The following is a 24913-nucleotide window of genomic DNA, read 5'->3' on the forward strand; positions in this document are numbered from 1 at the left end:
ATGTATCCCCCACTTGACTTGATGTAAAACACTTTTTACATCATTCCCGCCGCATGTCAAGTGTTTTTTACATTGGCTTGGCTTCGGGCATGCCCGCCACCATGCTGGGCGCAGCAAAACAGGAAACCCGCATGACCAACCAGCCCCCCACCCACGTCTTCGACGCCACCGCCGCCAACTTTGAAACCGACGTCCTGCAGGCATCCACGCAGACGCCGGTGCTGATCGACTTCTGGGCCGAATGGTGCGGCCCGTGCAAGACCCTGGGCCCGACCCTGGAAAAGCTGGCCGGCGAGTACAACGGCGCGTTCGTGCTGGCCAAGGTCGACGTGGACAAGGAGCAGCAGCTGGCGGCGGCGTTCCAGATCCGCTCGGTGCCGACCGTGTTCCTGCTGGTCAACGGCCAGCCGGTGGACGGCTTCCCCGGCGCGATCAGCGAGGGCGAGCTGCGCGAGTTCCTCAAGCGCAACGGCGTGGAGCCGGCGGCGCCCGCGCTGGAAGGCTTCGAAGGCGCCGACGGCGATGCGCCGGCCGCAGCGCCCCCCTCCGACCCGCACGCCGACGTGGCCCGCCTGCGCGGGCAGGTCCAGGCCGAGCCAGATCGCGACGAGCTCAAGCTGGATCTGGCGCTGGCGCTGCTGCGCACCGGCGCCACCGCCGAGGCCGGGCAGCTGCTCGACGCCCTGCCCGCCAACCTGGCCACCGACGACCGCACCGTGCAGGCGCGCGCCCACCTGGGCTTCGCCGCCGTGCTCGCCGACGCGCCGGCGCCCGATGCGCTGGAGCAGGCGATCGCCACCGACCCGTCCGACCTGCGCGCGCGCCACCTGCTTGGCGTGCACCGGATCGTGGCCGGCGAGCCGGAGGCCGGACTGGATCAGCTGATCGAAATGCTCAGGCGCGACCGCGACTTCGACGACGGCCTGCCGCGCCGGGCGCTGATCGACGCGTTCCAGGTCGTCGGCGATCCGGCGATCGTGGGTCGCTACCGCAGGAAGATGTCCTCCCTGCTGTTCTGAGCCGCGCCATGAAGCCTTCCACGCTGCGCCACGGCATGAACCTGTGGCCGCCGTTCCTGTTCTCCGGCATCCACGTGGCGGCGATCGCCGAGGACTGGCGCAGCGCCCGGGTGGAGCTGCGCATGCGGCCGTGGAACCGCAACTACGTGGGCACCCACTTCGGCGGCAGCCTGTTCGCGATGACCGATCCGTTCTGGATGATCCTGGTGAAGGAGCGCCTGGGTCGCGGACACTACGTGTGGGATCAGGCCGGGGAAATCGAGTTCCTCAAGCCGGGCCGCGGCACCGTGCACGCCAGCTTCGAACTGGACGACGACACCGTTGAAGCCATCCGCGCCGCCACCGCCGACGGCGCCAAGCACCTGCGCTGGTTTGAAACCGAGGTGGTCGATTCGGAAGGCGACACGGTCGCCCGGGTGCGCAAGCAGGTCTACGCCCGCCGCAAGCCCGACCGCTGAGATTCAGGGCGCCGCGTTCCCGGCACCGGACGCGCGCAGCGTCGGCGGCAGCGGGAGGCTCCAGTAGGCGTCGCGGCGAGCAAAAAACAACGCCATGCGCAGCCCGCCCGTATCGGGGTCGATATCGACCGTTCGCACCGGGCCGCGCAGGTCATCGGGCAGCGCGATCAGCAGTTCACCTGCGGTGCGCCCGTCCCCGGCCGCGGCCCGACCGCGCATCCATTCCAGGGTGCGCAGCAGCCCGATCCGCGCCCGCGCGTCCTGCATGCGCAGCCCGTAGTCGGCATACGCCGGCCGGGCGATGTCCATCAGGATGCAGCCCACGGCGTTGGCCACGCATTCAAACCGCAAAATCCCGCGGTCCTGATGCGGAGGACTCATCGGGTGATCCTCCGCCACCGCCCGTACCGCCGCTTCCCCACACGACCACGCCAGGTTCTCCGCGGAGAGCGCAGCAGTGGCGTCGCGGTCCAGGACCAGCGATCGACTCATGCGTCCATACCACCCCTGCTCCGGTTCAATCATATCCAGCGCCGTCAGGCCGTACTCCCACTCACCGCGCATTGCCGTGCAAAGGCCGAACTCGCCCGCCTGCGGCGGCGCCAGGGCCTGGCCGCAGGCAGCGGGCAGCGGGTGGTCAACCGGCAACTCGGCCAGCATCTCCGCCAGCAGCCCCGCGTGGCCTTCGATGCCGGCCACCGCGAACATCGCGACCAGCACCGAATCCGAGTCGCCGGCAAGCTGCCGCCAGCCGCCCAGCGCACGGCAGGTACCGGCCAGCGCCGCGTCGACGTCGCCATCGACGAACTGGAGGGCATGACGGGTCTGGGCCAGCGTCGTGAGCTGCAGCTTCGGGAACGGCATGTCGAGCGCGGGCGGCAGCAGGCTGCGGTAATGGTCGTGATCGGCCACCGCCTCCACCCGTTCCACCAGCCGGCTTGCCCGCTGCAGGCGGGCGGCGTGCGCATCGCGATCGGCGCGCACGTGCTCCAGGCACCCCGCCGCGCGCAAACCGCAGGAGGCCGGTTCGGATGCCAGGGTGTCTTCCAGGTCCGGGTAGCGTCCGGTCGCAGCGCTGCGGAAGTCCTTCAGGGCCGCCGTGCGCGCGGGATCACCCAGCGCAGGCAGGGCGCCGAAGCGTTCCGCATCCCCGGCGGCGATCGCTGCCTGTTCCGTCTCCGGCACATCCCACTGCAGCAGCCACAGCGCCGGGAACGCATTGCTTCCCTGCGGCGGCGGCAGCGCTTCGAACATTTCCACCGCCTGGCGCTGCTCGGCCGTGGGCCCAAGCAGCCGCGATGCGCCCCACAGCGCCGCGGCCACCAGCAACAGCGCCAGCAGCGCGATCCCGACCCAGCGCAATACCCGCATCATGCGTCGCCCCCTCTCCGTGATTCCCCGCCCATAACCGTACGCCACTTCACAGCACGAGGTCATCCCGGCAACGTATGCTTGCCGCGCTACAGGGGGATATGCCGGATGTCGATGCAGTCGTCACCACACAACGCGCCGCCGCTGCCGGAAGTCCCCGGCTACCGGCTGCTGCGCGTGATCGCCGAGGGCGCCACCTCGGTCATCTACCTGGCCGAGCAGGAGTCGCTGGGCCGGCAGGTCGCGCTGAAGGTGATGCGTGCGGAGGCGCTGGATGACGAGGTCGGCAGGCGCCGGTTCGAGAACGAGATCCGGGCCATCGGCCGTCTGGATCATCCGCACATCGTCGACATCCACCACCTGGGCCGCACCGCCGACGGCCTGCCCTACTACTCCATGCCCTATCTCGCCCACGGGCACCTGCGCCAGCGCGACTTCCGCGGCGACGAGGCCGCGGTGCGCGAAGTCCTGCGCGGACTGCTGTCGGCGCTGGCCTACGCCCACGGGCGCGGCGTGATCCACCGCGACGTCAAGGCCGAGAACGTGCTGTTCGACGCCGCGGGCAAACCGCTGCTTGCGGACTTCGGCATCGCCCTGCGCCGCGGCTACGGCAGCCGGGTGACCAGCGCCGGCCTGGCCGTGGGCAGTGCCGCCTACATGGCCCCCGAACAGGCGCGCGGCGAAGAAGTGGATCCGCGCGCGGATCTGTACAGCGTGGGCGTGCTGGCCTGGGAAATGCTGACCGGCGACCTGCCCTTCCAGGGCCAGGACGCGCTGGCGATGGCGGTCATGCACGCGCGCGACCCCGTCCCCAGGCTGCCGCGCGAGCTGCGCCACTGGCAGCGCTTCATGGATCGGGCGCTGGCCAAGGGCCCGCTGAAGCGGTTCCACGACGCCGCCGACATGCTGCAGGCGATGGAACAGGTGCCGCAGCCGGGGCCACGGCGGTGGCCGCCGCCTTCGCAATGGCCGGCGGCAGCCACCGCCCTCGTCCGGCGGGTGCCCGGCTATGCCTGGGTCATGGCCGGGCTGGTGCTTGCAGGCCTCCTCGGCCTGGCCCTGCGCGACGGCGGGACAGGCACCGGATCCGAGCGCTTCTTCCGCGCCGGCACCGGCGAGGGCACGGGCGTGGAGGTCAGCCCCGTCGCGAACGAGGCGGTCAGCATGGATCCGCTGGTCGACCCGGCGGCGCCGCAATCGCGGGCCAGCCACCTGATCAGCGATGCCCACAGGCAGATCCGGGCGCGCCGCCTCACCACCCCCGGGGGCGACAACGCCTGGGACAGCCTGACGGCCGCCGCGAAGATCGACCCCGAGCACCTGGAGCTGCCCGAAGCCGCGAAGGCGCTGGTTGCCGCGCTCGGCCAGGACGGCGTGCGGCGGCTGCGTGCCAACGACCCCGATGGCGCCATGGCCGCGCTGGAGCGGGCGGCGCAGATGGCCGCAATGGTGTCCCCGGCCGCAGACGCCGACCTTGCCACCATCCGGCGCGAGGCCGCGGGAGCCATCCAGGCCGGCATCGACCGGGCCGCGGGGCGGTTCGACCGCCAGGCGGCCTTGCGCAGCCTGGAGGCGGCACAGGCGGCCGGCGTGGATGCGGCCACCCGCGAGCGGCTGGCCAGGCAGGCGCGGGCCATCCCGGGAGTCGGTGACGTGGTTCCGGGCGACCCGGGCCGGATGACGGTGCGCAAGGATGGCGACGCGGCCTACGCCCTGACCGCACGCACCATCAGCCTGGACGAATACGCGCGCTTCGCAACGGCCAGCGGCCGCGAGCCGGCGCTGTGCCGCGAACGTGCATCGCTGCTGCGGGTGTTCTCTCCGCGCGACTGGTCGTCACCCGGCTTCGAGCAGTCGGGAAGCGACGGGGTGGCCTGCGTGTCCTGGGACGATGCCGACGCCTATGCGCGCTGGCTCGGCCAGCGCAACGGCGCCCGCTACCGCCTGCCCACGGCGGGCGAAGCGGCCGAGTTCCCGGCCGCCACCGGCGCCACCCCGCTGGCGGAGTGGCTGCTGGACTGCGAAGGCAGCTGCGAGTCGCGCGCGGTGGGCGGGAGCAGCTGGCGGCGCGAAGCGTCCGGCCCGAGGCAGACCGGACGCGGTTACGACGACGTGGGGTTCCGGCTGGTGCGCGAACCCTGACCCCGGCTCAGGCGCTGCGCCGCCTGCGGCCACCGCCACGATGCTGCTTGGGCCCGGCGTGCGGGCTGGCGCTGCGCGGCTGCGGCTTGCCGTGGCCACGGTTGGCCGGCTTGCGCTGGCCGCCGGGCTTCTGCCCGCCACGCCCCTGCGCCGGCTTGGCGTCCATGCGCAGCGGCTGGCTGGGCTCGAAGCCTGCCACCGTCTCCATGGTGATCTCGGCCTTGAGCATGCGCTGGATGTCGCGCAGCAGCCCGCCCTCCTCCGGCGCCACCAGCGACAGGGCCTCGCCCGTGGCGCCGTTGCGGCCGGTGCGGCCGATGCGGTGCACGTAGTCCTCGGCCACCATCGGCAGGTCGTGGTTGATCACCAGCGGCAGGTCAGGGATGTCCAGTCCACGCGCGGCCACGTCGGTGGCCACCAGGATCCGGGCGCGGCCGGCCTTGAACGCGTCCAGCGCCTTCTGCCGCTGCGCCTGGCTCTTGTTGCCGTGGATCGCCACCGACGGCAGCCCGGCCTTGTCCAGCTGCTCGGCAAGCCGGTTGCAGCCGTGCTTGGTGCGGCCGAAGACCAGCACCCGGTCGGTGTGGCGGGCGGCGAGGATGTCGACCAGCAGGTCGCGCTTGCGCGACGAGTCCACCGGATGCACGCGGTGCACGATGGTGTCGGCGATGGTGTTCTGCGCGGCTACCTGCACTTCCACCGGCCGGTCGAGGAACTCCATCGCCAGCTGGCGGATGCGCGGCTCGAAGGTGGCCGAGAACAGCATGGTCTGGCGCTGCTTCGGCACCCGCGCAAGCACCCGCTTGATCGAGGGCAGGAAGCCCATGTCGAGCATGCGGTCGGCTTCGTCCAGCACCAGCATCTCGATCGCGTCGAGCTTGGCGTGGCCCGAATCAAGATGATCCAGCAGCCGGCCCGGGCAGGCGACCAGGATGTCGACGCCGCGGCGCAGGTTGTCGATCTGCGGCTGCATGCCGACGCCGCCGAAGATCATGGTCACGTTGAGGCGCATGTGGCGGCCGTAGGCCTTGAGGCTGTCGGCGACCTGCACGGCCAGCTCGCGGGTGGGCACCAGCACCAGCGCGCGCGGCTTGCGCGGGCCCTTGGGCGGCGTTTCCTTTGCGAGCCGCTGCAGCAGCGGCAGGCCGAAGGCGGCGGTCTTGCCGGTGCCGGTCTGGGCGGCGCCCAGCACGTCGCGGCCTTCCAGCCCGGCGGGGATCGCCTGGGCCTGGATCGGCGTGGGCGTGGTGTAGTTGGTTTCGGCAAGCGCGCGCAGCAGCGCGGGCGAAAGCCCGAGGGTTTCAAACGTCATTGTCCTGTCACTCCGAAAAACGGCCCGACGCGGCAACCGGCACGCAGGGCGTGGCGATTGGCCGGTCTTGACCATGGCTTGCCCGGAGCTATCCAGAACCGCGCTGCGAGCAAAGGGATGACGGCAACCGGATGGTTCCGGGCCGTGTCTGCGCGACGAAAAGGACGTGCGGGATAAGAAGCCGGGGCGTGGGCCGCGGCCGGCATACCAGGATCGTCACTGCTCGAAAGCAGGGGCAGCCGTGTTGCAGATGCGGCGATCTTACGGCAAACGCGGCCCGCTGTCGCCTGCCGGCCGCCGTGACTTTCTGCATCCACCCGCGTCGGCCCTTGAGCGTAAAGTAGCCGCGCTGCCCCTGCCGGGGCGTAATTTCCTTCCCCTGATGGCCCGCCGGGCCGAGGATCGCCATGAACGCCAAGCAACCGAAAATCCTGCTGCTCAGCCTGTCCGTCGCACTTGCACTGGCCGCATGCGGCGGCGGGGCACCCACCGCAGACCAGGCGGCCGATGCGGACTCCGCGCCCCGCCTGAGCCTGGACGAAAGCAGCCTGCCTCCGGTCAACCGCTTCCAGGCCAGCGACCTGGACACCACCGTGAACGCCTGCCAGGACTTCAACGCCTACGCCAACGGCCAGTGGCTGGCGGCCAATGACATCCCCGGCGACCGCACCTCCTGGGGTTCGTTCGAGATGCTGGCCGAGCGCACCCTGGCGGTGCAGCGCCAGCTGGCCGAACAGGCCGCCGCGGGCGAAGCCGCCAGCGGCGTGGAGAAGATCGTCGGCGACTTCTGGGCCACCGGCACCGACCGGGCCGGGATCGACGCGCAGGGCATCGCCCCGGTGCAGGACGTGATCGACGCCATCGACGCGCTCGACACGCCCCAGGCCGTCGCCGACTACCTGCGCAGCAGCGCCGCGGACGGCCACAACGTGCTGTTCTCCTTCGGCGCCTCGCCCGACTTCAAGGACTCCAGCGTCAACATCGCCTACGCTTCGCAGGGCGGGCTGGGCCTGCCCGACAAGACCTACTACTTCGACGAGGCCCATGCCGACAAGCTGGCCGCCTACGAGCAGCACGTGGCGCGGGTGCTGGAGCTGTCGGGCGTGGGCGCCGAAGACGCCGCGGCGCAGGCGAAGGACGTGGTCGCCTTCGAGACCCGGCTGGCCGACAGGTCGAAGTCGCGCGTGGAGCTGGCCCGCGACGCGGAGCTGTTCTACAACCCTGTCAGCCTTGCCGATGCGGATGCGCTGACTCCCGGCTTCCCGTGGAGCGCGTTCTTCCAGTCCCAGGGCGTAGCCGCGCCGGAGATGTTCTCGCTGGCGATGCCGGACTTCCACCGCGAGGTCGACGCGATGCTGGCCGAAGTGCCGGTGGACACCTGGAAGGCCTACCTGCGCTTCCACCGCGTGGACGCCGCCTCGCCCTACCTGTCCTCGGATTTCGTCCAGGCCAACTACGACTTCTACAGCCGCACCCTGCGCGGCCAGCAGGAAATGGAGCCGGAGTGGAAGCGTGCCCTGGGCACGATCAACCGCCAGGTCGGCGAGACCCTGGGGCAGATGTACGTCGAGGTCGCGTTCCCGGCCGAATCCAAGGCGCGCATGGATGAGCTGGTGGGCAACCTGTCCGACGCGCTCAAGATCCGGATCGAGAACCTGGCCTGGATGAGCGAGGAGACCAAGGCCAGGGCCATGGAGAAGTGGGCCACGTTCGACCCCAAGATCGGCTACCCCGACGAGTGGCGCGACTGGAGCGGCCTCGAGACCTCGCGCGAGAGCTACATCGGCAACGTGCTGGCGGCGAACGCGTTCAACTACCGCTGGAACCTGGACAAGATCGGCCAGCCGGTCGATCCGGGCGAGTGGTTCATGCCGCCGCAGACGGTCAACGCCTACTACAACCCGCAGCGCAACGAGATCGTGTTCCCGGCGGCGATCCTGCAGCCGCCGTTCTTCGACCCGGAGGCCGACGACGCGCTCAACTACGGCGGCATCGGCGCGGTGATCGGCCACGAGATGATCCACGGCTACGACGACCAGGGCAGCCGCTTCGATCCCCAGGGCAACTTCGAGAACTGGTGGACGGAGGCCGATGCGGCCGGTTTCAGCGAGCTCACCGGCCAGCTGATCGAACAGTTCAACGCCTACGAGGCCGCGCCCGGCCAGTTCGTGGACGGCAAGCTGACCCTGGGCGAGAACATCGCCGACCTGGGCGGCCTGGCGGTGTCCTACGACGCCCTGCAGCGCGCGCGCGAGGGCCAGGAGGACCCGATGATCGACGGCCTGAGCCAGGATCAGCGGTTCTATCTGAACTGGGCCACCGTGTGGCGCCGCAACTTCACCGACGAGGAGCTGAAGGTGCGGCTGGCCACCGATTCGCACGCCCCCGCCGGCTTCCGCGCTGCCGGCGCGCCGTCGAACCTGCCGACGTTCGCCGCGGCCTTCGACTGCAAGCCCGGCGACGCCATGGTGCGCGAGGGCGGGGATCGCATCGACATCTGGTAGGCGCGACCGCGGGCCCGGCACGGACGCCGCGGCCCGCGTACCCTGCCCCGGGGCACAGTGACATCCGGCACGTTTTGCGGCACGGGCGGCCCTGCCACGATAGGCTGCACCGATGGGGAATGCGAAGGAGCCGCACAGATGCTGAAGATCCGCGAGCTGTCCAAGACCTATGACAACGGCGTGCACGCGCTGCGCGGCGTGAGCCTGGACATCCCCAGCGGGATGTTCGGGCTGCTGGGCCCCAACGGCGCCGGCAAGTCCACCCTGATGCGCACCATCGCCACCCTGCAGGCGCCCGACGCCGGCAGCATCCACCTGGGCGAGCTGGACGTGCTGGCCGAGCCCACCCAGGCCCGGCGCCGGCTGGGCTACCTGCCGCAGGAGTTCGGCGTCTATCCGAAGGTGGGCGCCGGGGCCATGCTCGACCACTTCGCCATCCTCAAGGGCGTGTCGCGGCGCGGCGAGCGCAGGGAGCTGGTGGAGGCGCTGCTGCGCCAGGTCAACCTGTGGGACGTGCGCAAGCGCAAGCTGGGCACCTTCTCGGGCGGCATGCGCCAGCGCTTCGGCATTGCCCAGGCGCTGATCGGCAAGCCGTCTCTGATCATCGTCGACGAGCCCACCGCGGGCCTGGATCCAGAGGAGCGCAACCGCTTCCTCAACCTGCTGGCCGAGATCGGCCAGGACACGGTGGTGATCCTGTCCACCCACATCGTCGAGGACGTGACCGACCTGTGCCCGCGCATGGCGATCATCGCCCAGGGCCAGGTGCGCCTGGCCGGCGAGCCGCGCGAGGCGATCCGCTCGCTGGACGGGCGGGTGTGGAAGAAGTCCGTGGACAAGGATGCGCTGGACGAACACATGGCCGCGCACACGGTGCTGTCCACCCGCCTGGTGGCCGGCACGCCGGTGATCCACGTGCTCAGTGACAGCGCGCCGGGCGAGGGCTTCAGCGCGGTGCCGCCGGATCTGGAGGACGTCTACTTCGGCGAGCTGCGGCGCGCCGCGGCCCCCGTCGCCCGGGAGGCCTGAGCCATGCTCCGCCATCTGCTTGCCTTCGAGCGGCGCCTGCTGCTGCGCAGCGGCCTGTTCTGGGTCGTGGCCCTGGCCTTCGCCGCGATCGGCTTCGGCGCCATGGCCTCGGACGACGTCAGCTTCGGCGGCGGCGTGGGCAACATTCTGCGCAACTCCCCGGCGGTGATCATCACCCTGCTGGGCGCCTTCAGCGTGATCAGCGTGCTGCTGACCACGATCTTCGTCGCCGGCATCGCCCTGCGCGATTTCGAGATGCGCTCGGCGGAGCTGTTCTTCGCCACCCCGATGAAGAAGCGCGACTACCTGCTTGGGCGCTTCGGCGGCGGCTTCCTGGCCAGCCTGGGGATCATGCTCGCGATCGCCTTCGGCCTGTGGCTGGGCAGCCAGATGCCGTGGCTGGACCAGGCGCGGCTGGGGCCGACGCCGTGGAGCGCCTACGCCTGGGCGTTCGCGGTGCTGGTGATCCCCAACCTGCTGTTCCTGTCGGCGCTGCTGTTCCTGCTGGCCACGCTGACCCGCTCGATGCTCTACACCTACATCGGGGTGATCGCGTTCTTCGTGCTGTGGTCGATGTCGGACCTGCTGGCGCAGGATCTGGACACGCGCTGGATCGCCGCGCTGGTCGATCCGTCCGGCAACGCGGCGATCGTCGAGCACATCCGCTACTGGTCGAGCGAGCAGTACAACACCCTGCTGCCGGAGCTGACCGGGCCGCTGCTGGCCAACCGCGCGCTGTGGCTGGCAATCACGGTGGCGATGCTGGCCGCCTCGTTCACCCTGTTCCGCGCCGACCGCGAGGGGCTGCGGCTGCGTCGCCGCCGCGCCCGGACGGGCGACGCCGGCACGCCCGCGCAGGCACCGGCCGCCGCGTCGTACGTGCACCTGCCGACGGTCGCGCTGCGCGGCGACGCCGCCACCCGCTGGGCCCAGTACCGCAGCCAGAGCTGGTTCCACCTGCGCCAGTCGATGGGCGGCGCGCCGTTCATCATCATGCTGCTGCTGGGCCTGCTGCTGATATTCACCACCCTGCAGTTCAGCGGGATGACGTTCGGCACCGACCGCTACCCGGTCACCCGGACGATGCTCTCGGCGATCCAGGGCGGCCTCAGCCTGTTCCTGGTGATCGTGATCATCTTCTACGCCGGCGAACTGGTCTGGCGCGAGCGCGGGCTGCGGGTGGCCGAGGCCACCGACGCCTACGCCACCCCGGACTGGATCCCGCTGGCATCGCGGCTGACGGCGCTGGCCGGGATCGTGGCGGTGTTCCTGGCGGCGGGCGCGGTGTTCACCATCGGCTACCAGCTTGCGCTGGGGTTCACCGACATCGAACTACCCCTGTACCTGAAGGGGCTGGGGCTGGCGTCGATGACGTTCCTGCTGATGGCGGCGCTGGCGCTGTTCCTGCAGGTGCTCAGCGGCAACCGATTCCTCGGCTACCTGCTGATGATCGTGTACCTGGTGGCCAGCTTCGCCATGGGCATGCTGGATTTCGACCACTTGCTGTACCGCTACCCGGCCGCCAGCCGGATCCCGTATTCGGACATGAACGGCTACGGCCACTTCGTCGGCCCGCACCTGTGGTTCCGCGGCTACTGGACGGCGGTCGCGGTCGCACTGCTGGCGGTGGCGGCGCTGTTCTGGCCGCGCGGCACCTCGCTGGGCTGGCGCGACCGGCTGCGGCAGGCGCGCTCGCGGCTCCGCGGCCCGGCGCTGGCGACGATCGCGGTGGCGGTGCTGGCCGCCATCGGCACGGGCGGCTGGATCTTCTACAACACCAACGTGCTCAACGAGTACGTGCCGGGCGACGAGGCGCGCGAGCGCCAGGCGGCCTACGAGAAGGCGTACCGCCAGTACAAGGACATGCCCAAGCCGCGCATCGCTGCGATCCGCGCCGACGTGGATATCTTCCCGGACCGGCGCACCGTCGCCATCCGCGGCAGCTACCGGCTGGAGAACCGCACCGGCCAGTCGATCTCCGAGCTGCACGTGAGCCTGGACCCGGAGGTCGAGGTCGGGCGGCTGGAGTTCGGCCCGCACACGGTGGTCGAGGCCGACGAGGTCCACGGCTACACCATCTACCGGCTCGGGCGGCCGCTGGCGCCCGGCGCGGCGATGGACTTCGAATTCGAGCTGTCCAGCGAGCCCGACGGCTTCCCGCTCAACGGCGGCGGCACCTCGGTGGTGGCCAACGGCACGTTCTTCAACAACTACGCCGCCCTGCCCCAGTTCGGCTACGACGAGAACCGGCAGCTGCAGGATCGCAACGAGCGACGCAAGCACGGCCTGCCGGAACTGCCACGGATGAACCCGATCGACGACCCGGCCGGGCCCGGCGCCAACTACATCACCGACAGCGGCGACTGGGTCGATTTCGAAACCATCGTCTCGACTTCCGAAGAGCAGATCGCACTCGCGCCCGGCTACCTGCAGCGCGAGTGGGTCGAGGACGGGCGCAGGTACTTCCACTACAGGTCCGAATCCGAACTGCTGCCGTTCTTCTCCTGGCTCTCGGCTGGCTGGCTGGTCGAGCGCGACCGCTGGAACGACGTGGCAATCGAGGTCTACCACCACCCCGCCCACCACTGGAACGTGGCGCGGATGATCGAGGCCACGAAGAAGTCGCTGGAGTACTTCAGCCGCGAGTTCTCGCCCTACCAGTTCCGCCAGTTCCGGATCCTGGAGTTCCCCGGCTACAGCAGCTTCGCCCAGGCCTTCGCCGGCACCATCCCGTACTCGGAGTCAATCGGCTTCATCGCCGACCTGCGCGACGAAGAGGACATCGACTACGTGTTCTACGTCACCGCCCACGAGGCCGCGCACCAGTGGTGGGCGCACCAGGTGGTGGGCGCCAACGTGCAGGGCGCGACCATGCTGTCCGAGTCGCTGGCGCAATATTCGGCGCTGATGGTGATGGAGCAGGAATACGGCGCGCGGCAGATGCGCCGGTTCCTCAAGTACGAGCTGGATCAGTACCTGATGATGCGCTCCACCGAGCGGGTCGAGGAGCTGCCGCTGGCGCTCAACGAGAACCAGCAGTACATCCACTACAACAAGGGCTCGCTGGTGTTCTACGCGCTGCGCGACGCCATCGGCGAGGAGGCGCTGAACGCGGTGCTGGCCCGGTTCCTGGAGCAGTGGGCGTTCCAGGGCCCGCCCTACCCGACCACCCGCGACTTCCTCGACCTGCTCTACGCGGGTACCGGTCCGGAGCACCACGCCCTGATCGGCGACCTGTTCGAACGCATCGTGTTCTGGAACCAGCGCGTGGTGTCATCCGAAGCCGTGCAGCGCGAAGACGGCAGGTACGCCGTCACGCTCACCGTGCACGCGGAGAAGCTGGTCACCGACGGCCGCGGCAAGGAGACTCCGGAGCCGGTGGACTACGAGGTCGACATCGGCGTGTTCGCGCGCGCGCCGGGCGCCCCGGAATCGGAGGAGCGGGTGCTGTACCTGCAAAAGCACCGCATCACGGATCAGGAAACCACGCTGGAAATCGTGGTCGACGAGGCGCCCTACGAGGCCGGCATCGACCCGTACAACAAGCTGATCGACCGCGCCTCGGACGACAACCGCAGGCGGGTGACGCTGCAGTAAACGCCGCCGCGCGGCGCCGGCCCGGCGGTCACCGGGTCGGCGGGCCGCTTGCTAGACTTCTGCGCTCCGATCCCCCGGCGCCAACCGCAATGGAGCTGTGATGCCGAGCACCACTTTCCCGTCCGCCCGCCCCCTCGCCCTCGCCGCCGCCGCGGTACTGCTGGCCAGCCTGGCCGCCGATGCCGGCGCCCAGCGCCGCGGCGCCGCGCCTGCGGCACCCACCGCCTGCACCGATTTCCACGCCTTCGCCAACCAGGACTGGATGCAGGCCAACGCCCTGCCCGGCCCGGGCATCGCCACCGCTTCGTCCCTGCAGGAGCTGCGCGACCTGGCCGGACGCCAGCAGCGCCAGCTGCTGGACGGGGCCATGAACGCGCCGCGCAACGAGATCCAGCGGCTGCTGGGCAACTTCTGGGCCAGCGGCCTGGACGAGGCAGCGGTGGAGGCCGACGGCGCCCTGCCGATCGCGCCGCTGCTGGCGCGCATCGACGGCATCCGCCGCGCCCGCGACATCGCGCCGGCCATTGCCGCCCTGCACCAGGTCGGCATCCCGGTGGCCTTCGAGTTCAACGCCGACCTCGACCTGGCCGACCTGGATCGGCACATCGGCTACTTCACCCAGGGCGGGCTCGGCCTGCCCGGCCCCGACTTCTACAGCCGCCAGGACGCGGACACCGGTGCGCTGCTGCAACGCTACCGCGACTACGTGCGGGCGATCCTGGCCCTGACCGGCGTCGCCGAGGGCGAGCTGGACGCTCAGGCCCAGGCCGTGATCGACATGGAGCGCCACATCGCCGCCTACTGGCAGGATCTGGAGCACATGCGCGACCCGCGCAACAACTACGCCCTGGTTCCCACCGCCGGCCTGCGCCGGCAGTACCGCAACCTGCGCCTGGACCAGTTCCTGCAGGCCCAGGAGGTGGAGGCCGAGCACGTCTCGCTGGCCAATCCCGAGCTGTTCGCCCTGCTCGACCACCTGGTGGCCAACACGCCGCCGGAGCAGTGGAAGTCCTACCTGCGCTTCCATATCGCCAACGCCATGGCGCCGTATCTATCCAAACCATTCCGAGACGTCGAGTTCGAATTCCACGGCCGGGTGCTGCGCGGGGAAACCGCCCCGGCGGCACGCCCCGACCAGGTGCTGGCCGCGATCAACAAGGCCGCCGGGCCGATGCTGGCCAGCGAGTACGTGGCCGCGCACCTGTCCGCCGCCACCCGCGATCGCGCCGAAACCATCGCCGGCCAGGTGCGCGACGCGCTGGTGCGGGCGCTGGAGCGCAACGAATGGATGGCCCCGGCCACGAAGGTGGAGGCCGGACGCAAGCTGCAGGCGCTGCGGATCGAGGTCGGCTCACCGGCCTGGAACGTGGACTTCAGCATCCAGCCGATGGGCCGCGAGAGCTTCGGCGCCAACATGCTGATCGCCTCCACCTGGCGCCACGCCCAGGAGATGCGCCGGATCGGACAGGAGAACGCCGCCCGCCGCTGGGACGTGCAGCCGCAGCAGCCGGCGCTGGCCTACGACCTGGGCCGCAACCACCTGGTGGTGACCGCCGCGGTGCTGCAGCCGCCGGTGCTGGACATGGCCGCCGATCCCGCCGCCCACTACGGCAGCCTCGGCGCCCTGGTCGGCCATGAACTGGGCCGCAGCATCGACATCCTCGGCCGCAACGTGGATGCCGACCGCAACGTGCGCAACTGGTGGGCCGAGGCCGACGACATCGCCTGGAACGACCGCGCCCACGGCCTGGCCACCCAGTACCACGCCTATGCGTTTCCCGGCTCGAGCGAAGCCATGGTCGACGGCACCCGCCACCGCGACGCCAATGCCGCCGACCTGGCCGGCGTGGAGCTGGCGTGGCAGGCGCTGGAGCAGGCCAGCCCGCAGCGCAGCCAGGAGTCCTCGCAGGCGTTCTTCCAGGCCTGGGCCGGGCTGTGGCGCCAGCAGATGTCGCCCGACGCGGTCACCGTGGCCGCGGCCAACCAGGCCCGCACGCCCGGCAAGTGGCGCGCCAACGGCCCGCTGGCCAACCTGCCGGCCTTCGGCGAGGCGTTCGGCTGCGACGCGGACGCGCCGATGCAGCGCCCCGAGGCGGAGCAGGTCAGGATCTGGCGCTGAGGCCTACAGGCGGCGGACGTTGTCGCCGCCGCGCGGCGGCCGCCTGCTGAACGGCGGGCGGCCGCGCCACTGCTGGATCAGCAGCCAGCCGAACAGCATCCCGCCCAGGTGGGCGAAGTGGGCCACGCCCGAGCGCGTGCCGGTGATGCCGAAGAACAGTTCGATCACGCCCAGCGCAATCACCAGGGTGCGCGCCTTCATCGGGATCGGCGGGATCAGCAGCATCACCCGGTGGTTGGGGAACAGCATGCCGAACGCCAGCAGCACCCCGAACACCCCGCCCGAGGCGCCCAGCGTCGGATACGGCATCCCGCCCTGGGCCAGCGACCAGGACACCACCACCAGCTGGCACAGCCCGGCGCCGACCACGCACACCATGAAGTAGGTCAGGAACCGGCGCTGGCCCCAGGTGTGCTCCAGCGGCGCGCCGAACATGTACAGCACCAGCATGTTGAACAGCAGGTGGAACAGGTCGGCGTGCAGGAACCCGTAGGTCACCAGCTGCCAGGGCAGGAACGACATCCCGCCCGCCTCCGCGCCGCCCAGCGGCCACAGCATGAACGGATAGACGAGCTGGTTCCCGGCCAGCAGCTGGAGCAGGAACGCGACGACGTTGATGATCAACAGCGTCCTGGTGATGGAAGGCAGGTTGGAGAACATCCGGGCTCCTGGAGTGACGCTGCATGATACCGGCCCCAGCCCGGCCTGTCGGGCGCCGGTGGCCGGCGGTTCAAGGCTTGCGGCGTGGCGTTCCTCCGCCCGCAGGCCCCGCGGGGCCTTCGCCCGGCCCCCACAGCAGCGCGTCCAGGCCGTCGCCGGGCGCGCGCGGAGCAGGCCGCACCCGGCCTTCCACCACTTCAACGCCCTCCGCGCGCAGCCGCTGCGCCTGCTCGCGCCAGCCATCGCTGCCCGGCTCCAGCGCGATCCGGCCGTCGCTGCGCAGGACGCGGTGCCAGGGCAGCGCGGGATCCTCGTTGGCGGACAGGATCCGGGCCACCAAGCGCGCCCGCCCCGGCAGCCCGGCGCGGCGCGCCACCTCGCCGTAGCCGGCCACCTGGCCAGGCGGTATCGCCCGCACCGCGGCCAGGATCCGCTCGCGTGCCGCGCTGGATTCCATCGCCGCAGGATAGCCGCCCCGGCGGCTTCCCGGGCCGGCGGCCACGCGGCCCCGGCGGCTGCTATCATCCGCTTCCGCGCTGCCGCGCCCCATCGACTCCATGGACGACGACCCTAGACCGCCGCCCCCCGCCGGGCTCCGCACCACCGGTTCCAGCCGCTCCATCCGCCCCGACCCGACCCGGGGATCCGGCTGATGGTGGAATTCCTGATCGTCCTGGTGCTGATCGCCTGCAACGCGTTCTTCGCGCTGTCGGAAATGTCGGTGGTCACCTCGCGCAAGTCGCGCCTGAAGCAGCAGGCCGACGACAGCCGCGGCGCCCGTACCGCGCTGGAGCTGGCCAACCAGCCCGAACGCTTCCTGTCCACGGTGCAGGTGGGGATCACCCTGATCGGCATCCTCACCGGCATGTTCGGTGGCCAGGCCATCGGCCAGTCGATCGGAGACGTGCTGCTGGGCGCCGTCCCGGCGCTGGGGGCCACGATGCCGCTGGTGCAGTCCAGCTGGGCCGCCACCATCGGCCTGGTGCTGGCGGTGAGCCTGATCACCTACCTGACCATCGTGTTCGGCGAGCTGCTGCCCAAGCGCCTGGCGCTGCTGGCGCCGGAGCGGCTGGCCTCGGTGATCGCCCTGCCCATGCACGGCATCTCGCGCGTGGCCAAGCCGGCGGTGTGGCTGCTCAGCTCCAGCGTGCACGCGATGCTGCGCCTGCTGCGGCTCTCGGACACCGAGGCCGCCCAGGTCAGCGAGGAGGAGATCCGCCTGCTGGTGAGCGAAAGCCACGAGCAGGGCGTGATCGACGCCGACGAGCGCAACATGATGAACCGGGTGCTGCAGCTGGGCGACCGCAGCGCCGAAAGCCTGATGACCCCGCGCACCCGGATCGCCTGGCTGGACGCCGACGAGGACTTCCAGACCAACCTGGCGGCGATGCGCGAGACGCCGTTTTCACGCTACCCCGTGTATCGGGATTCGGATGCCGACGTCATCGGGATCCTGGAAGTGAAGTCACTGCTGCACCGCATCGACCGCGACAGCTTCGACCTGTTCGCCCAGCTGCGCGAGGCGCTGTTCGTTTCCGAATCCACGCCGGCGCTGAAGCTGCTGGAGATCTTCCGCGAAGAGAAGCAGTCGCTGGCGCTGGTGGTGGACGAGTACGGCGACATCACCGGCCTGATCACGGTCAACGACCTGCTGGAGGCGGTCATCGGCCGCACCCGCAGCGGCGAAGGCAGCGATGCCACGCCGCTGGTGGTCACCCGCGACGACGGCACCCTGCTGGTCGACGGCACCGTCACCACCGACACCGTGCGCGAGCTGCTGGGCGGCGCCCGGCTGCCGGACGAGGACGAGCACGACTTCCACACCGCCGCGGGCATGGTGATCGCCCACTTCGGCCGCATTCCCAATACCGGCGAGTGGTTCGAGTGGGAAGGCTGGCGGATCGAGGTGGTGGACCTGGACGGCCCACGCATCGACAAGCTGCTGCTGCAGAAGCTGCCCGAACCCGCCCCCTATGACGAATGACCCCGGTGCCGACGGGGCGGCCCGCGGCGAAGCCGGCACCAGGGCCCTGCTGGCGGCGTACACGGTCGGCGATCCGGACGAGGCACTGCGGCTGGAAGACCTGCTGGCCGGGCTGGGCAAGCGGGTGTTCGGCATGCTGCTGGTCATCGCCTCGATCCCCGCCTTCATCCCGGTGCCGGGCCTGGCCGGGGCGATCAGCGGGCCGCTGACGGTTCTGGTGGGGCTGCAGCTGCTGCTGGGGCTGCGCCAGCCGTGGCTGCCGCGGTTCATGGCCCGGCGCGGGCCCTACCGGCACACGCTGATCGGGTTCGAACGCCGGATCTCGCCGCTGCTGGCGCGGATCGAGCGCAGGATCAAGCCGCGCCTGTCGGCGGTGCTGGACTATCGCCCGGCGGCGATGTTCACCGGCCTGCTGGTGGTGCTGCTGGGCATCCTGCTGGCGCTGCCCATCCCGTTCACCAACTACCTGTTCGGCGCGCTGATGATGGCCTTCGCCCTGGCCCTGCTCGAGCGCGACGGCGCGCTGATGCTGGTGTGCTGGGGCGCCGGGCTGCTGGCCATCGGCGTGTTCGGCGTCGCCAGCGGCGCGCTGGCCGCGGCCGCGGCCCACTGGATCGGCGTCCTGCTGTAGCAGCGCGGCGTCAGATCAGCAGCCGCAGCTCCTCGCCGCTGACCGGGTGGCCCAGCCAGAACCCCTGGGCCAGGTCGCAGCCGCGCTCGCGCAGCAGCTCGTACTGCCCTTCCTTCTCCACCCCTTCGGCCACCACCGTCATCCCCAGCGAATGGGCCATGGCGATGATCGCGCTGGTCAGGGCCAGGTCGTCCGGATCACGCAGCACGTCGGCGATGAAGCTGCGGTCGATCTTGACCCCGTCGATCGGGATCCGGCGCAGGTGGCTCAGGCCCGAGAACCCGGTGCCGAAGTCATCCAGCCACACCTTGACCCCGGCCGAGCGCAGCCGCACCAGGTGCTGGTTGGTGCGCAGCTCGTCGCCCAGCACCGCGGTCTCGGTCAGCTCCAGGTGCAGCAGCCCCGGCGCCAGCGAAGTCTCGTCCAGCACACCCTCCACCTGCTGGGCCAGGTCGCCGCCGCGCAGCTGCCGCGGCGATACGTTCACCGACACGAACATGCCGTCCGGGCCGCAACGCTCCTGCCAGCCCGCCGCTTCCTCGCAGGCCGCCAGCAGCACCATCGGCCCCAGGGCCTCGATCAGCCCGCTCTGCTCGGCCACCTCGATGAACACCGAGGGCGCCACCATGCCGTGGGTGGGATGGTGCCAGCGCAGCAGCGCCTCGGCGCCCACCAGGCGGCTGTCGGACATGCGGAACAGGGGCTGGTAAACCACGCTCAGCTCGCCGCGATCCCAGGCCCCGCGCAGATCCTGCTCCATCCGCACCCGCCGCTCCACCGCCTGGTCCATCGCCCGGCTGTAGAAGCGGTGGCAGTTCTTCCCCGCCACCTTGGCCTGGTACATGGCGATGTCGCCGTTCTTCATCAGCAGGCCCGCGCTGGCCGCATCGTCGGGGAACAGGGTCACCCCGATCGACAGGCCCAGGAACACCTGGTTGCCCGAAACCATCAGCGGGCTGCGCAGATCCTGGACCAGGATCCCGGCAAGCCGCCCGGCCGCTTCGCGCGCATTGCCGTCCGCCGCGATCGGCAGCAGGATCACGAACTCATCGCCGCCGAAACGCGCGACCACCGCCTCCTCCGAGTGCCGGGCAACGCCCTCGCGGATGCGTTCGGCGAACTGCACCAGCACCTCGTCACCGGCATCGTGGCCGAGCGAATCGTTGACCCGCTTGAAGTTGTCGATGTCGGCAAACAGCAGCGCCATGCTGCCGCCGGTGCCGTTGGAGCGCAGCATGCGCTCGTCCAGGATCTCGCGGAACGCAACCCGGTTGTGCAGGCCGGTCAGCGCATCGGTGTAGGCCATCCTGCGGATGTCGCGGTCGTGGCGGGCGATGCTTTCGGCCATGCGCGCAAACCCGCGCTCCAGGTCACCGATCTCGTCCAGGCGCCTGCTGGCCGGCACCCGGGCCGCGAAATTGCCGGACTCGATCTCGCGCGCAGCGGCGGCCAGGCGGCGTACCGGACGCACCAGGGTGCGATCGGCGACCAGCACCAGCGCCGCGCCCAGCACCACCAGCAGCGACAGCAGGGCGGCGATCCAGACCAGGTGGTTGCGGGCGATCTCCTCCAGGCTCGTGCGCAGGCCCGCGGTGGCCGACTCCTCGTCCAGGCGGATGGACTCAAGCGAATAGCCGATCCGCACCCCGCCCAGGCGCTCGCCGCCGATCCGGATCGGCGCGGACACGTCGTACACGCCGCTGCCGGCCTGCGACGTCGGCACCTCGGCGGCGATCGCCCCCGCGCCCAGCGCGTCGTCCATCACGTGGCCGTAGGTGGCGATCTCGCGCGAGCCGTCGTGGATCACCTCGCCGGTGGGCGAATACACCACCACGTAATCCACGTCGGGCTGGCGCTGGACGTTGCCGATCACCTGGCCGATGGCTTCAAGGTCGAAGTAGTACAGCGGGTTGACGAGATTGCCGGCCAGGCGCTCGACCTGGGCCTCGCCGTAGCTGCGCAGGCGGCTGTAGACCAGGCCGTGCATCGCATCGCCGGCCTGGTCCAGCATTTCCTCGCGCATCGTCTGCTGGCGCTGGAGCACCAGGCCGATGACGCCCAGCGTGACCAGCAGCACCACCAGCAGCACGGTCAGCACCCTGGCCTGCAGTCCGTAGCGCATCCTCACTCGACCTCCTCGCTGACGCGGAGCACCGCGTTGCGCAGGTATTCGAGCTGGCCGGCGGCGCCCTCGTCGATCGGCAGGAACCCGGTGGTGCGGAAGAAATGCAGCAGCGCTTCGCTGGCCTGCGGGTCGGCCGCGGCCTCCAGCAGCACCTCGCGCAGCCGCTCGCGCACCCGCGGGGCCATGTCGGGGCCGGTGAGCTCCACCGCGCGCGGGAACGCGGGCGTCTGGTGGATCAGGACCAGGTCGCGGCGATAGGCCGGCGGGGTGGCGCGCGGATTCTCCCAGTCCAGGTCGCTCATCGCCCCGGCGTCCACCAGGCCCTTGTGAACCCAGGTGGTGATGTTGGCCTCCGAGCCGGCGAACAGGTAGCCGACCGAGTCCACCGACGGCTCGTCCCGCGGCGACAGCAGGATCTCCATCGCCAGCCCGCGCGCCAGCAGCTCGGTGGCAGGTACGAAATAGGCGCTGGTCGAGGTGCGGACCTGGAATGCCACCGTGCGTCCCTGCAGCTCCTCCAGCGCCTCGATGCCGCTGTCACGGCGGACGAAGAACACGGTCCGGTAATGGCTGACCCCGCTGCGCTCGGTCAACAGCAGCGGCTGCGCGCCCGTGCGCTCCTGCAGCAGCATCGAGGCCGCCGCCGTCTCGGTCACCCAGTGCACGCGGCCGCGGCGCAGGTAGCTCATCATCTGCTGCGCATCGCGGGCCATCAGGATCCGGCCCTCGCGGATCCCCACGTCCGCCATCTTCGGAACCACGTAGTCCAGCAGCGGCTGCAGCTGCGCGTAATGCCGCGCCGGGTCGTCGCTGATCCGGCCCAGCACCAGCACGCCGTCCTCGGCGACAGCTGAAAAGGCCGCCAGCAACCCGGCGCACAGCAGGCCGAACAGGTGGGAAAGACGGACGCGGGCAGTGCTCAAACGGGGATCACGCGCTGTGGATGCAGGCGAGACTAGCCCAAAAGGCCGCCGCCGGGACAGTGACATCCGCACCGTCGTCAACGCCCCGCCAGCCGGGCCATGCGCTGGGCGTCGGCCAGCACGCCGCGCAGCAGGCGCACCTCGCCCGCCCGCAGATCGGTGCGCAGGAAGATCCGCCGCAGCTTGCGCATCGCGGCGTCGGGGTTGCGTCCCTTGTGGAAATCAATCTGGTCCAGGGTGTCATGCAGCTGGGCGAAGAACCCTTCCACCTCGGCGTGGCTGGCGGGGTCATCGCCGTGCCTGGGTTCGGTGGCCATGGTCACACCGGCCTCCAGCAGGGCGAGCCTGACCTCGTAGGCCAGCACCTGCACCGCCGATGCCAGGTTGAGCGAACTGCAGTCCGGATCCGACGGGATGTGCACCGCGCAGTGGCACAGCTGCAGCTCGTGGTTCTCCAGCCCGGTGCGCTCGCGGCCGAACACCAGCGCCACCTCGTTCCCGCCGGCGGCCTCCACCACCCGCCCGGCCGCCTCGCGCGGGGCCAGCTGCGGCAGCGCGATGCGGCGATCGCGGGCGGTGCTGCCCAGCACCAGCCGGCAGTCGGCCACCGCTTCGGCCAGATCCGCGTGAACGGTGGCCTGTTCGAGCACCTGGCCTGCGCTGGCGGCCATCGCCGCCGCCTCGGCGTGCGGGAAATGGCGCGGCGCCACCAGGGCCAGCCGCTGCAGCCCCATGGTGCGCATCGCCCGCGCGGCGGCGCCGATGTTGCCCGGGTGCTGGGTGCCCACCAGGACGATGCGGATACGGCCCGCTGCGGCCTGGGCCGCCGGTGTTGGAGAGGTCTGTTCGGGTTCCTGGGACATGGGTGAATGTTAAACTGTCGCGGCCAGCCGCAGCGCTGGCACGCTCTTTTCCCCTGCCGATCCCCCTTGCGCCCGGAGTCCCCCGCGATGCTGAAACCTGCCGTCAACGTCATGATCAAGGCGGCCCGCGCCGGCGGCAACGTCCTGCTGCGCCACATGCACCGCCTGGACGCCCTCAACGTGGTCGAGAAGGATCGCCACGACTACGCCAGCGAAGTCGACGGCATGGCCGAGGCCGAGGTGATCAAGGAACTGCGCCGCGCCAACCCCGAGTACGCCATCCTCGGCGAGGAAGGCGGCGTGATGAAGGGCAACCGCGGCGCCAGCCGCTACACCTGGGTCATCGACCCCCTAGACGGCACCAGCAACTACCTGCGCGGCTTCCCCCACTGGTGCGTCTCCATCGCCCTGGTGGAAGACGGCGAGCCGATCCACGGGGTGATCTTCGACCCCCTGCGCAACGAACTGTTCACCGCCACCCGCGGCGGCGGCGCCCAGCTCAACGAACGCCGGATCCGCATTGGCGAACGCCGCGACCTCGGCGGCGCCATGCTCGCCACCGGCTTCGCCCCGCGCGAGCGCGCCCGCGCCGGCGCCCAGCTCGAATGCATCCGCCAGCTGCTGCGCGAGGCCGAAGACGTGCGCCGCACCGGCTCGGCCGCCCTGGATCTGGCCTACGTGGCCTGCGGCCGCGTCGACGCCTACTTCGAAGCCGGCCTCAAGCCCTGGGACATCGCCGCCGGCGTGCTGCTGGTGCGCGAGGCCGGCGGCCGCATCGCCGACTTCAAGGGCGCCGCCACCGGCCCCATGGACGCCCGCGGCACCGCCAGCCGCCAGCTGATGGCCGGCAACGTGCGCATCACCCCTCCCCTGCAGAAGGCCCTGGCCGACTCCGGCTACGCCAACGCCTTCACCGGCCTGGCCTCCGTCGCCCAGGACTGATCCGGGCACCCCGCCCGGCACTCCCCGGAGCCACGCCCCGCCGTGGCCGGCAGGCCTTTGCGCGTAAGTAAAGGAGAAGGCCGCAGCGCAGCGCAGGCCGGGGGACATGGAGCGCAAAGGCCTGCCGGCCGCGGCGGGGCCCCTCAGGTCACCGCGAGGCAAAGGAAAGGGGCAGCCCCCGAACCCGGAAAAAGAACCCGACAAAAAAGGCCGCGCAGTGCGCGGCCTTTTCCGTAATCAACCAACAACCCCCGATCAGGGCCGGCGAGCCAGCGCCGCCTCGTCCTTGGCCTTGGGCAGCAGATCCTGCTTGGTCACCTTCAGGAACCCCACCGTCAGCATCGGACAGGCCAGCAGGATCGAGGACAGCGTCCCGATCACCGCGCCGATCATCTGGGTCAGCGCCAGCCCCTCCAGCGAACCGCCGCCGTAGAAATACAGCGCCGACACCGACAGCAGGAACACCAAGGACGTGATGATCGTGCGCGAAAGCGTCTGGTTGATCGACGCATTGAACACCGTCAGCGGATCGGCCCGCATGCTGCGGAAGTTCTCGCGCACGCGGTCGAACACCACCACCTTGTCGTTGATCGAAAAGCCCATCACCGCCAGCAGTCCGGCCAGCACCGTCAGGTCGAACTCCCGCCCGGTCAGCGCCCAGAACCCCGCCACCGCGATCACGTCGAAGAACGTGGTGAGGCTGGCCACCACCGCGAACTTCCACTCGAACCGGAAACCGATGTAGATCAGGAACCCCACGAGCACGAAGATCACCGCGTTGACCGCCTTGGTCGCCAGCTCGGCCGAGACCTGGGAGCCGATCGACTCGCTGCTGATCACCTCCACCCGGCTGCCGTCCGCCGTAACCGCCGCGACCACCTCGTCCACCAGCTGGGTGTTCTGGTCCACCGTCAGCTGCTCTTCCTCCGCGCGCAGGCGCACCAGCAGGTCGGCGCCGCTGCCGAAGGTCTGCACCTGGGCGTTCCCGTGGCCGGCATCGGCAAGCTGCGCGCGCACCTCGTCCACGTCCGGCGCCTGGTCGAAGCGCAGCGTCACCGCGGTGCCGCCGGTGAAGTCGAGCGCGAAGTTGAAGCCCTTCAGCCCGATCGCCGCGATCGCGCCGATGAACACCACCAGGGCCACGCCCAGGGTGATCCAGCGCATGCGCATGAAATCGATCTTCGGCTCGGCCGGAATCAGGGTCAGCGGGAAAATGCTCATGTCTTCGGTTCTC

General features: G+C 70.5%; 18 protein-coding genes. 10 read left to right on the forward strand and 8 right to left on the reverse strand.

Annotation, left to right across the window (positions count from 1 at the left end; genetic code table 11):
* Nucleotides 1-131 precede the first annotated feature (131 nt).
* Nucleotides 132-1019 (forward strand): thioredoxin, encoded by an 888-nt coding sequence (trxA, locus tag ACOZ90_RS09230; protein ID WP_422893364.1) that lies wholly within the window; start codon nt 132-134, stop codon nt 1017-1019.
* Nucleotides 1020-1027: 8 nt separating this feature from the next.
* A complete protein-coding gene (locus tag ACOZ90_RS09235) occupies nt 1028-1477 on the forward strand; it encodes a DUF4442 domain-containing protein (protein ID WP_422893365.1) in 450 nt (149 codons plus the stop codon).
* Between the two features lie 3 nt (nt 1478-1480).
* Here ACOZ90_RS09235 and ACOZ90_RS09240 read toward each other — a convergent pair whose 3' ends face one another.
* On the reverse strand, nt 1481-2851 hold the full coding sequence (locus ACOZ90_RS09240; RefSeq protein WP_422893366.1) for a hypothetical protein: 1371 nt from the start codon (nt 2849-2851) through the stop codon (nt 1481-1483).
* Between the two features lie 111 nt (nt 2852-2962).
* On the opposite strand from ACOZ90_RS09240, the gene ACOZ90_RS09245 reads away from it, so the two are divergent.
* Nucleotides 2963-4990, forward strand: a complete 2028-nt coding sequence (locus ACOZ90_RS09245; RefSeq protein ID WP_422893367.1) for a protein kinase domain-containing protein — start codon at nt 2963-2965, stop codon at nt 4988-4990.
* A 7-nt stretch (nt 4991-4997) separates the two neighbouring features.
* Here ACOZ90_RS09245 and ACOZ90_RS09250 read toward each other — a convergent pair whose 3' ends face one another.
* Nucleotides 4998-6302, reverse strand: coding sequence for a DEAD/DEAH box helicase (locus ACOZ90_RS09250; RefSeq protein WP_422893368.1), 1305 nt, complete (start codon nt 6300-6302; stop codon nt 4998-5000).
* Between the two features lie 407 nt (nt 6303-6709).
* Here ACOZ90_RS09250 and ACOZ90_RS09255 point away from each other — a divergent pair, with 407 nt between their 5' ends.
* From ACOZ90_RS09255 to ACOZ90_RS09270, 4 genes are all read left to right on the forward strand, one after another.
* Nucleotides 6710-8806, forward strand: a complete 2097-nt coding sequence (locus tag ACOZ90_RS09255; protein ID WP_422893369.1) for a M13 family metallopeptidase — start codon at nt 6710-6712, stop codon at nt 8804-8806.
* Between the two features lie 138 nt (nt 8807-8944).
* Nucleotides 8945-9835 (forward strand): ABC transporter ATP-binding protein, encoded by an 891-nt coding sequence (locus ACOZ90_RS09260; protein WP_422893370.1) that lies wholly within the window; start codon nt 8945-8947, stop codon nt 9833-9835.
* Nucleotides 9836-9838: 3 nt separating this feature from the next.
* Entirely contained in the window at nt 9839-13432 is a 3594-nt protein-coding gene (locus ACOZ90_RS09265; RefSeq protein ID WP_422893371.1) for an ABC transporter permease/M1 family aminopeptidase, read from the forward strand.
* 100 nt (nt 13433-13532) lie between these two features.
* Nucleotides 13533-15551, forward strand: a complete 2019-nt coding sequence (locus ACOZ90_RS09270) for a M13-type metalloendopeptidase (RefSeq protein ID WP_422893372.1) — start codon at nt 13533-13535, stop codon at nt 15549-15551.
* Nucleotides 15552-15554: 3 nt separating this feature from the next.
* Here ACOZ90_RS09270 and ACOZ90_RS09275 read toward each other — a convergent pair whose 3' ends face one another.
* Nucleotides 15555-16211 carry a rhomboid family intramembrane serine protease gene (locus ACOZ90_RS09275; RefSeq protein ID WP_422893373.1) on the reverse strand — a complete coding sequence of 219 codons (657 nt, stop codon included), beginning with the start codon at nt 16209-16211 and terminating at the stop codon, nt 15555-15557.
* A 70-nt stretch (nt 16212-16281) separates the two neighbouring features.
* Nucleotides 16282-16668, reverse strand: a complete 387-nt coding sequence (locus ACOZ90_RS09280) for an MGMT family protein (RefSeq protein ID WP_422893374.1) — start codon at nt 16666-16668, stop codon at nt 16282-16284.
* Nucleotides 16669-16863: 195 nt separating this feature from the next.
* Between ACOZ90_RS09280 and ACOZ90_RS09285 the strand changes: the two genes are divergently transcribed.
* Complete coding sequence (locus tag ACOZ90_RS09285; RefSeq protein WP_422893375.1) at nt 16864-18195, forward strand: hemolysin family protein; 1332 nt, start codon at nt 16864-16866, stop codon at nt 18193-18195.
* A complete protein-coding gene (locus ACOZ90_RS09290; RefSeq protein ID WP_422893376.1) occupies nt 18185-18826 on the forward strand; it encodes an exopolysaccharide biosynthesis protein in 642 nt (213 codons plus the stop codon). Before ACOZ90_RS09285 ends, ACOZ90_RS09290 begins: the two co-directional genes overlap by 11 nt.
* Before the next feature lie 10 nt (nt 18827-18836).
* Here the strand turns inward: ACOZ90_RS09290 and ACOZ90_RS09295 are convergent, their stop codons facing one another.
* The 3 genes from ACOZ90_RS09295 to ACOZ90_RS09305 all read right to left on the reverse strand — a co-directional run bounded on the left by ACOZ90_RS09295 (nt 18837) and on the right by ACOZ90_RS09305 (nt 22737).
* Entirely contained in the window at nt 18837-20948 is a 2112-nt protein-coding gene (locus tag ACOZ90_RS09295; protein WP_422893377.1) for a putative bifunctional diguanylate cyclase/phosphodiesterase, read from the reverse strand.
* Nucleotides 20949-20950: 2 nt separating this feature from the next.
* Nucleotides 20951-21874 (reverse strand): phosphate/phosphite/phosphonate ABC transporter substrate-binding protein, encoded by a 924-nt coding sequence (locus tag ACOZ90_RS09300; protein WP_422893378.1) that lies wholly within the window; start codon nt 21872-21874, stop codon nt 20951-20953.
* Between the two features lie 77 nt (nt 21875-21951).
* Nucleotides 21952-22737: an RNA methyltransferase gene (locus ACOZ90_RS09305; protein ID WP_422893379.1), complete on the reverse strand. Its 786-nt coding sequence runs from the start codon at nt 22735-22737 to the stop codon at nt 21952-21954.
* A gap of 87 nt (nt 22738-22824) precedes the next feature.
* Between ACOZ90_RS09305 and ACOZ90_RS09310 the strand changes: the two genes are divergently transcribed.
* Nucleotides 22825-23679: an inositol monophosphatase family protein gene (locus tag ACOZ90_RS09310; RefSeq protein ID WP_422893380.1), complete on the forward strand. Its 855-nt coding sequence runs from the start codon at nt 22825-22827 to the stop codon at nt 23677-23679.
* 255 nt (nt 23680-23934) lie between these two features.
* Here ACOZ90_RS09310 and secF read toward each other — a convergent pair whose 3' ends face one another.
* Nucleotides 23935-24900 (reverse strand): protein translocase subunit SecF, encoded by a 966-nt coding sequence (secF, locus tag ACOZ90_RS09315; protein WP_422893381.1) that lies wholly within the window; start codon nt 24898-24900, stop codon nt 23935-23937.
* Between the last annotated feature and the right edge of the window lie 13 nt (nt 24901-24913).

This window comes from Luteimonas dalianensis (assembly GCF_049339425.1).
GTDB classification, from domain to species: Bacteria; Pseudomonadota; Gammaproteobacteria; order Xanthomonadales; family Xanthomonadaceae; genus Luteimonas; species Luteimonas dalianensis.

What these genes read in the sequence shown, in the direction of transcription:
- trxA (WP_422893364.1), top strand. Translation starts at nt 132, where the DNA reads ATGACCAACCAGCCCCCCACCCACGTCTTCGACGCCACCGCCGCCAAC.
- ACOZ90_RS09235 (WP_422893365.1), top strand. Translation starts at nt 1,028, where the DNA reads ATGAAGCCTTCCACGCTGCGCCACGGCATGAACCTGTGGCCGCCGTTC.
- ACOZ90_RS09240 (WP_422893366.1), bottom strand. Translation starts at nt 2,851, where the DNA reads ATGATGCGGGTATTGCGCTGGGTCGGGATCGCGCTGCTGGCGCTGTTG.
- ACOZ90_RS09245 (WP_422893367.1), top strand. Translation starts at nt 2,963, where the DNA reads ATGCAGTCGTCACCACACAACGCGCCGCCGCTGCCGGAAGTCCCCGGC.
- ACOZ90_RS09250 (WP_422893368.1), bottom strand. Translation starts at nt 6,302, where the DNA reads ATGACGTTTGAAACCCTCGGGCTTTCGCCCGCGCTGCTGCGCGCGCTT.
- ACOZ90_RS09255 (WP_422893369.1), top strand. Translation starts at nt 6,710, where the DNA reads ATGAACGCCAAGCAACCGAAAATCCTGCTGCTCAGCCTGTCCGTCGCA.
- ACOZ90_RS09260 (WP_422893370.1), top strand. Translation starts at nt 8,945, where the DNA reads ATGCTGAAGATCCGCGAGCTGTCCAAGACCTATGACAACGGCGTGCAC.
- ACOZ90_RS09265 (WP_422893371.1), top strand. Translation starts at nt 9,839, where the DNA reads ATGCTCCGCCATCTGCTTGCCTTCGAGCGGCGCCTGCTGCTGCGCAGC.
- ACOZ90_RS09270 (WP_422893372.1), top strand. Translation starts at nt 13,533, where the DNA reads ATGCCGAGCACCACTTTCCCGTCCGCCCGCCCCCTCGCCCTCGCCGCC.
- ACOZ90_RS09275 (WP_422893373.1), bottom strand. Translation starts at nt 16,211, where the DNA reads ATGTTCTCCAACCTGCCTTCCATCACCAGGACGCTGTTGATCATCAAC.
- ACOZ90_RS09280 (WP_422893374.1), bottom strand. Translation starts at nt 16,668, where the DNA reads ATGGAATCCAGCGCGGCACGCGAGCGGATCCTGGCCGCGGTGCGGGCG.
- ACOZ90_RS09285 (WP_422893375.1), top strand. Translation starts at nt 16,864, where the DNA reads ATGGTGGAATTCCTGATCGTCCTGGTGCTGATCGCCTGCAACGCGTTC.
- ACOZ90_RS09290 (WP_422893376.1), top strand. Translation starts at nt 18,185, where the DNA reads ATGACGAATGACCCCGGTGCCGACGGGGCGGCCCGCGGCGAAGCCGGC.
- ACOZ90_RS09295 (WP_422893377.1), bottom strand. Translation starts at nt 20,948, where the DNA reads ATGCGCTACGGACTGCAGGCCAGGGTGCTGACCGTGCTGCTGGTGGTG.
- ACOZ90_RS09305 (WP_422893379.1), bottom strand. Translation starts at nt 22,737, where the DNA reads ATGTCCCAGGAACCCGAACAGACCTCTCCAACACCGGCGGCCCAGGCC.
- ACOZ90_RS09310 (WP_422893380.1), top strand. Translation starts at nt 22,825, where the DNA reads ATGCTGAAACCTGCCGTCAACGTCATGATCAAGGCGGCCCGCGCCGGC.
- secF (WP_422893381.1), bottom strand. Translation starts at nt 24,900, where the DNA reads ATGAGCATTTTCCCGCTGACCCTGATTCCGGCCGAGCCGAAGATCGAT.